Origin of the sequence: Enterobacter cloacae complex sp. BZL2005 (assembly GCF_049238885.1) — a bacterium.
GTDB classification, from domain to species: Bacteria; Pseudomonadota; Gammaproteobacteria; order Enterobacterales; family Enterobacteriaceae; genus Enterobacter; species Enterobacter roggenkampii.
The window spans coordinates 134144-142226 of sequence record NZ_JBMKGI010000013.1 but is presented as its reverse complement, the minus strand read 5'-3'; the positions used below and the strand labels follow the sequence as shown (position 1 = coordinate 142226).

The 8083-nt window shown below is 53.6% G+C and carries 5 protein-coding genes; 2 read left to right on the top strand and 3 right to left on the bottom strand.

Annotated elements, in window-relative coordinates; genetic code table 11:
• Positions 1-357 precede the first annotated feature (357 nt).
• Positions 358-1311: a nickel/cobalt transporter gene (locus ACOTXI_RS19265; protein WP_008500073.1), complete on the top strand. Its 954-nt coding sequence runs from the start codon at positions 358-360 to the stop codon at positions 1309-1311.
• 32 nt (positions 1312-1343) lie between these two features.
• On the opposite strand, the gene proP is transcribed toward ACOTXI_RS19265, so the two are convergent.
• Complete coding sequence (proP, locus tag ACOTXI_RS19260; protein ID WP_008500072.1) at positions 1344-2846, bottom strand: glycine betaine/L-proline transporter ProP; 1503 nt, start codon at positions 2844-2846, stop codon at positions 1344-1346.
• 650 nt (positions 2847-3496) lie between these two features.
• Here proP and kdgT point away from each other — a divergent pair.
• Entirely contained in the window at positions 3497-4489 is a 993-nt protein-coding gene (gene kdgT / locus ACOTXI_RS19255) for a 2-keto-3-deoxygluconate transporter (protein WP_008500071.1), read from the top strand.
• A gap of 57 nt (positions 4490-4546) precedes the next feature.
• Here kdgT and ACOTXI_RS19250 read toward each other — a convergent pair whose 3' ends face one another.
• Positions 4547-5422 carry a diguanylate cyclase regulator RdcB family protein gene (locus tag ACOTXI_RS19250; protein WP_008500070.1) on the bottom strand — a complete coding sequence of 292 codons (876 nt, stop codon included), beginning with the start codon at positions 5420-5422 and terminating at the stop codon, positions 4547-4549.
• Entirely contained in the window at positions 5419-7764 is a 2346-nt protein-coding gene (gene crfC, locus ACOTXI_RS19245; protein ID WP_008500069.1) for a clamp-binding protein CrfC, read from the bottom strand. Before crfC ends, ACOTXI_RS19250 begins: the two co-directional genes overlap by 4 nt.
• Positions 7765-8083: the final 319 nt, after the last annotated feature.

Genomic DNA, 8083 nt, shown 5'->3' with positions numbered 1-8083 from the left:
AAGAGCAGTGCAACGCGGCTTTCGCTCACCGTTGCGAGGTGGCGTATATTACGCTTTCCTCTTTCAGAGTCAACCCGTTATTTCAGGATTTTTTCTCTTCAACCGACCGGGCTGTTTGTGAAGTGATTCACATCCGCCGTGTCGATGGAGGCGCATTATAGGGAGTTCGCGAACGACCGCAACCGAAAAGTTGCAAAAAAATGACTGACTGCTGCATTCCCCAGCAAAACCCCGCCTTATACCCATTTATGCACAATGTTATCCACAATTCTGCACGGATCCCAATGCGATCCCACGAACTGAGCGGGAAGATCAACTATACTGGCGGCAAATACTCTTCTCTGTGCAGGCCGCTTCATGACTACACAACGCCTCACCCGTGACTGGCGTCTCCCTACCGCTGGGTTGATGCTGCTGGCAATTCTCTTTGCCGGTTTTACCCTGCATGCGCACTGGAACGCCTTTATCCAGTGGTGTCTCGCCACGCAAATTACCCTGCACCGCTATCTGGTGATGTACCTGCTGCAGCTAAATAACCACCAGTACAGCGGCGGATTATGGTTGTTAACGGGGGCTTTCCTTTATGGCGTACTCCACGCCATTGGCCCCGGGCACGGAAAATTCATTGTGACGACCTATCTGACTACCAATAAGGAAAGCGAGCTGGCCGCCCGGGTCGTCCCTTTCCTGGGCAGCCTGATGCAGGGCGTCAGCGCCATTCTGTTTGTCTTTATCCTGGCGGTAGGATTTAACCTCGCCTCAGGGGATATCAGTACCAGCCGCTGGTATGTGGAGAAGATCAGCGCAGTGCTTATTGGCGCATTCGGCGCATTTGTCATTTACCAGGCGCTGAAGAGCCTGCGCCCGCGCAGGATGTCTGTCTCTGCCATTAAGCCGCTTCATCAGCACGACGAACACTGTGGCTGCGGCCATCACGGCGTAGGTACTGACCTGACGCAGGGCGACTGGAAAACCCGTCTGGGCGTGATACTGGCGATCGGTGCACGCCCGTGCAGCGGGGCGATCATGATCCTGATGTTCTCCAACGCGCTGGGCATTGTTACCTGGGGGATGGCCGCAGTCATGACTATGTCTCTGGGAACCGCGCTCTCTATTATGGGGCTTTCACTGGCTGTACGTTACGCCCGCGAACGCACGGTGGCCTGGTTCGGAGAAAGCGCCTCGTTAAAATGGCTGGTGCCGGCCGTCAAAATTGCCGGAGGGATAGTCCTGATCCTGTTCGCGACGGTGCTGTTCCTGACGGTGATCCCCATCAGCGCCAATGGTGACTACATCGCCGCAGGATGCTAATAAAAGAAAACCCGCCAGCGGCGGGTTTTTTGTTACTCGTTGATGCGTGGATGCTGATCCACCAGTCGGGAACGTTTTTTCTGCAGTTCTTCAATCTCGGCGTCAATATCCTCAATCTTCTGCTCTACATTATCGTAGTGCTCACGGAGGATCTCTTTCGCTTCCTGGATATCCGATGCCGCAGGCGTTGCGCCTTTCAGAGGGCGATTCGCCGTCTCCTTCATAGTAATACCGGTAATCAAACCAATCACCGCGATCACCATCAGGTAATAAGCAGGCATCATCAGGTTCTGCGTGCTCTCCACCAGCGAGGCGGCAAGCGTCGGGGTCAGACCGGCAATCAGCACCGAGATGTTGAAGGCCGCGGCCAGCGCGCTGTAGCGAATATGGGTCGGGAACATCGCGGGCAGCGTTGAGGCCATCACCCCGATAAAGCAGTTAAGGATCACCGCCAGCATCAGCAGACCGGCAAAAATCAGCCCCAGTACATTACTGTTGATCAGAATAAATGCCGGGATGGCGAGGGCAAACAGCGCAACGCTTCCCAGAATAATGAACGGTCGACGACCAAAGCGGTCACTCAACAGGCCCATAATCGGCTGCACAAACAGCATACCCACCATGATGGCGATAATGATCAGCACACCGTGATCTTCCGAGTAGTGCAGGTTATGCGACAGATAGCTCGGCATGTAGGTCAGCAGCATGTAATAGGTCACGTTGGTGGAGATCACCAGACCGATACAGACCAGCAGGCTTCGCCAGTGCTTAGTGGCAATCTCTTTGAACGATACCTTCGGACCGTCCTGCAGCCCTTCGCGGTCACCCTGCTCCAGCTTATCAACGTGCTGCTGGAACGCAGGCGTCTCTTCAAGCGCATGACGCAGGTAGAGGCCAATGATCCCCAGCGGCAGTGCCAGGAAGAATGGTATACGCCAGCCCCAGTCGAGGAAGTTCTCTTCCCCCACCACGGTTGAAATCAGGACCACCACACCCGCGCCCAGGACAAAACCGGCAATGGAGCCGAAGTCCAGCCAGCTTCCCATAAACCCGCGCTTACGGTCAGGAGAATACTCGGCAACGAAGATCGAGGCGCCAGTATATTCACCGCCCACGGAGAAGCCCTGTGCCATCTTACAGATCAGCAGCAGAATCGGTGCCCAAATGCCGATAGTGGCGTAAGACGGTATAAGGCCGATACAGAATGTACTGATCGACATAATGACGATGGTGATAGCCAGGATCTTCTGACGACCATATTTATCACCGAGCATACCGAAGAACAGACCACCCAGCGGGCGAATCAGGAAGGGAACGGAGAACGTACCCAGTGCCGCAATCATCTGCAGGCTGGGATCGGCCCCGGGGAAAAACACTTTACCTAACGCATAGGCCACAAAGCCGTAGACACCAAAATCGAACCATTCCATCGCATTACCGAGCGAGGCTGCGGTAATCGCTTTACGCAGTTTGGCGTCATCAATAATGGTGACGTCGCGAAGCGTGATGGGTTTAATCTTTTTCCTTCTCAGCATAGCTATCCTCGTTGACTCGGCCCTGTCTGTTTCACAGTCCAGTGTGCGTTCTGTGAACCATGGGATCCGCTCCATGCGAATCGCCTTATTCAAGCGTAGCAGGTTTACTTACATTGACGTTTTACGTCGATACAACCGAACCTGTTGACGCCTGCCTGGGCAGTTAATGACCTTTTTACCCTACCAGCGTTTATATTTGTGATCAACTTCACACATATTTCAGCTTCAGGTCAACTCAGTCCAGTATTTGTCAATCAGTGCAAATAAGCCCTTTCTCATCCCCGCCTCATGAGCTCTCTCACGCACGTCATGAGTTCTTTCGCAACAAAAAAACAAACCACGTTTACTCACATTCAATTTACATAAATTTTCTTCATCAGGAAGCCGCCGATAGTTTTACATTGAATATGTGACAAAGATAACTAAAACGGCGTTTTATTTTGATTGAATCAATATTCCAATGATCGCATGATAAATCCGAATACAGCATTTCATGTGTTTTCTAAGAAAATTAATCGAGAGAAAACATTTATTTTCCTGGCAGAGTTATCGAGAAACACCTCTCAAAAACAAATGCCAATCAATTGAATTTATTGACTAATTTTTAACACCGAACGCCCGTCCTGCGGGGTCAGATGTGAGGATTGTCCATGAAGATTAAAGCCACGATAGAACGCATACCCGGCGGTATGATGCTGGTTCCGCTGGTGCTGGGCGCCATCCTGAATACCCTTGCCCCTGATACCGGGGCATATTTTGGTGGTTTCACAAAAGGCATGATAACGGGCACGGTTCCAATTCTTGCCGTCTGGTTTTTTTGTATCGGTGCATCCATTAATTTGCGGGCGACCGGTACCGTATTACGGAAATCCGGCACGCTGGTAATAACCAAAATAGCGGTAGCCTGGGCGGTGGCGATGATATGCGCGATGTTCATCCCGGAGAATGGAATTCAGACCGGGTTCTTCGCGGGGTTATCGGTGCTGGCGATTGTCTCCGCGATGGATATGACTAACGGCGGATTGTACGCCAGCCTGATGAACCAGTACGGGACGAAAGAAGAGTCCGGCGCATTTGTCTTGATGTCTCTCGAATCAGGCCCGCTGATGACGATGCTGATCCTGGGGTCCGCTGGCCTGGCCTCTTTTGAACCCCACCACTTTGTCGGCGCAATCCTGCCCTTCCTGATCGGCTTTGCCCTTGGCAACCTCGATCACGATCTGCGTGATTTCTTCAGCAAAGCCACGCCGGTGCTGATCCCGTTCTTTGGCTTTGCGCTGGGGAACACCATCAACCTGAAGGTTATCCTTGATACCGGCCTGCTGGGTATTGTGCTGGGTGTCGCCGTAATCGTCATTACCGGTATTCCGCTGATCGTTGCCGACCGCGTGATCGGGGGAGGAAACGGCACGGCGGGCGTCGCCGCCTCTTCAGCCGCAGGCGCTGCCGTCGCTAACCCGGTGATTATTGCCCAGATTAACCCGGCCTTCGAACCGGTAGCCGCTTCAGCGACGGCGCTGGTTGCCGCCAGCGTGATTGTCACTGCGCTACTGGTGCCGATCATCACGGCGCTATATGCGAAACGCTACGCCAATGCCCCCGAGCAGAATATCGAACGAAAAGCGGTCGAACTCCGCCATTAATACACTGCACCAAACCCTCCCCTCTTCCCTGCGGGGAGAGGGTGAGGGGTAAGGGATTTACCCAAAAATCTCTTCTACCATCCCGTCCACCAGCCGTTTTGCCGAACAGAGCCTCGGCATCCCCAGTGCGACGGTCTGCCAGTTTTGCGTCACTGACCAGCTCACCGGATGCTTATCCGCCTGACACCAGTCCCCCAGCCAGCCCAGCATGTCTTTATGATCGATCGATCCGGGAGAAGCAGGCGCTGTCAGCCACTGGTGATAAAAATGGCGGGTCGTGGGTGAGGCATTAATGCCCTGCGCCAGATAGTTAGCCGCCATGCTGCGCAGGTTATCCTTAAGCATGGCCGCCACATCTTCTTTCGCGAGGCGGCATGCGTCGCCAAATGCTCCCCAGCGCAGCTCTTCCAGAACGATAAAACAGCGTCCGGCCAGCGACCAGCCATCATAATGTCCGGCCCGCCAGCGGGTAAAAATTTGCTCGCTGTGCTCACCCGCCTGCACCGTTAGCCCGCGCTGGGTCAGCGCCTTTTCTTTCCAGGCTGCGCGTTGGGTAAAATGAGACACGAGATCGGCGTACTGCTGCGTCAGTCCGGGAGACTGCAGGGTGCGTGGGTGAGTCTGCTGACGCAGCGCAATCAGCTTCTCTGCCATCAGCGTCAGCGCGAGATGGCCCGGATCAAGCATCCCGGCCAGCTTTTCCGCCAGCCCCAGGCGCAGCGCCGCATTTTCATTGAGCATCCCCGCCATCGCCCAGGGGCGTAGCCGGGTATGCGTCATGATTTCCTGCGTCAAACGCTCGCGAAACTGCAGCTGCTGTGGTCCCAGGCGAGGATGACGCGCCGCGTCTCCCCCCTGCACCAGATCGACCATAAATTTTGGATTAATACACTCCAGCGTTCGCCCGGGGCCGTCCAGTAGTGGTGTTGTCATGGTTGCTCTGCCGCGAATAGAGTTTGAATATCATCGCGTAACAGTCGGGTATCTTCCTGTATCCACGTCGCAGTAGTGATGCTTTGCTTCAACAACTGGCAGAGCGCTCGGGTTGAGTGCTCATTTTGCTGACGCACTGCGAGGCTATCACGCAAGCTTTCCTGTAACCCGGTCAGGCACAACGAAAATTCTGCAAAGAACGTCGCCATTCCTGCCGTAACAGAGACATCGACCTGCGCGGACAAAGCTTTACGTATTTGTTCACAAAACTGATCAATATGTTGCTTAAATTTGTCATGTAGCTGCGCAATGTCGATAACATAGCGCGTGCGCGTTTCCACATACTCGTCCCAGCCCCAGCCAGGATTATTGAGCCAGCGAGAGACCGTTTCGCGCATGCTGCTCCCGCCGGAAGGCGGGGCGGCCTGGCTGTCGTCCTGCGCAATCGCATCGTTAAACAGCGCTCGCGTATTGAAGTTAAGCTGGCTTGCCTGAAACGCCGGGAAGCTGATCCGCGCCCGAAAACCCGCATGGCTCAGATGCTCTTTAATACGCGTTTCAATGGGACGCATGGCTTCGTTAAGAGAACGCGCCAGGGTGGACTCCAGCTGATCGAAGCGTAACGCCAGCTCACGGCCGATTTTCATCTGGGCATCCTGCATCACCCGCTCGCAGGAAGCGCGTAATTTACTCAGCGCAATCTGCGCCTGCCCTTCATCGTCCAGCACCAGCTGCTTCACCCTCTCACCGCGAAGTTGCTGCCGTTCGGTGCCTGCCGAATCAAGAATCGGGGGCGTGCTGAACACCTGGTCAATCGCCTGGTGAAGCGCGGTTTTTTGGGATCCCATAAAGTCTGCGGTGGCGTTCAGCGCTTCCTCAACCTCGTGTTTCACCTCATCGCTCACTACGCGCTGACGCGTCTGCAAAAGCGCCATGTCCTCTTCCAGACGTGCGATATTCAGCTCCAGCGCCTCAAAGGCCACCGTCAGCCCCTGATAGCGGAAATCGAGATACTCGCGGGCGTTTTGCGCGTAGTTAAGAAGCTTATGCGAGGCCGAACGCAGCGCGTATAGCGAGGCATTGGCATAGGCGGCGTAAATCAGTTTCCGTATCGGTTGCTCGAAGAGCGAATCTTCCCAGAGCAAATCGGCAGAATGTCGGATATGGTCGATATCGTCCAGATCCGCCGTACGCCAGCGTCGCCCGAGCGCCGCTTCGGCAAAATCCTGCACCCAGGGTTGCTCCTGATGATCCGGCAGTCGTCCATGCGAACTTAGCTCATAGCGCGCGCGGTTCGCCAGATACGCCCACATGGACGACACGGGGTAAATCTGGCCGGGCGAAATATTGCCTTTCATTAAGGTGCCGGAGATCATCGCCCGAATCTGTTCTTCATCATCGCTATTGCGATCTTTCTGATCGAATTTATTGACCAGCGCATACAGCGGCACCGATTTTCCCGCCGCGGAAATCGCCTGGCGGACTTCTTCATCAGAAATGGATTTAAGCTGGGTATAATCCATCACGGCCAGCACCGCCGATGCGCGGGACAACTGCTCGCTGAGCATTTTTTGCAGATGCGGCTGTCCGGCCTCGTTCGGCCCGGGCGTATCGAGCAGCGTCAGCTGCCCGAGGTGGGCATCCAGGCCCGCAAGATGCACGAACTCCACTTCAATTACCGGGATATGTTCAATAGCCGTATATTCAGAGAACGGAAACTCAACACCCAGCGCCTGGGAAAGTCTCACCAGATCGTTGAGGCTTTTCAGACAATGAAATATCGGCTGCGCGCCCAGGTGATGCTTCTCAAACGCTTCCCCTTTTTCAATGCGCTCCAGCAGCGTATTCATGTCTTTATCAATTTCCAGACGCTGAGCCAGCTTCCCGCGGTCGTAATCACAGAGCTGTTTCTGAAGCAGTTGGATCAATTCATCAATCGGGGAGGCATGAGAGAAATGCAGCACCGGTTCCTTCTGACCCGGCGTGTGGCGAATCAACGTCGGAAGCGCCGTCATTGGACGATTGCGGTTCGGCAACACTTCGGTACCCACAATCGCATTAATGGTGGTCGATTTCCCCGCTTTCATGGTGCCAACAATGGCCAGGACCATTTCCAGCCGGGTTATTTTGCGTAATTCATTATTCAGCATCGCCTGCTGGGCGTCGACACCGCGCGCGCTAAAATGCAAAGGTAAAACGTTGTTTGTTTCGCCAGTAATAGCAGCCTCTGTGCTCTCCAGCATCTCAGTGGGCATTGATTTCAACGTATCAAGATTTTGCAGGGCAAGCTGTAACAAACGCTCGGCTTCCTGGCTTAATTCAAAAATGGTCTGTGTGTGCATGATAAAAGCCTTTCCTTAACGCAAATTTATTACTTTTATTAAGCCACTGGTTTTAATTATGTTGTTCAGGCTTATATGATCACGTGTGGAAAACATGTTCACCGAAATATAACTGATTGAAGATAATCAGGAATAATTCCCTATCCTTGCATGGCGTGTAGAACTCTTCTCCAGGCCTGATAGCCAAAAGAAAAAAGCGTAGCCCATTTTTAAGAAACTTCAGGATATATCACCATTATTTACCCACCTAAAAAGAGAGGTAATGCACCACTGCCATAAGATATGTATGGCAGCAAAGCCCGGAGATAAATAACAATGT

Bases quoted from the DNA above. Each gene is read 5' to 3' on its own strand.
- ACOTXI_RS19265 (WP_008500073.1), top strand. From the start codon at position 358: ATGACTACACAACGCCTCACCCGTGACTGGCGTCTCCCTACCGCTGGG.
- crfC (WP_008500069.1), bottom strand. From the start codon at position 7,764: ATGCACACACAGACCATTTTTGAATTAAGCCAGGAAGCCGAGCGTTTG.
- proP (WP_008500072.1), bottom strand. From the start codon at position 2,846: ATGCTGAGAAGGAAAAAGATTAAACCCATCACGCTTCGCGACGTCACC.
- kdgT (WP_008500071.1), top strand. From the start codon at position 3,497: ATGAAGATTAAAGCCACGATAGAACGCATACCCGGCGGTATGATGCTG.
- ACOTXI_RS19250 (WP_008500070.1), bottom strand. From the start codon at position 5,422: ATGACAACACCACTACTGGACGGCCCCGGGCGAACGCTGGAGTGTATT.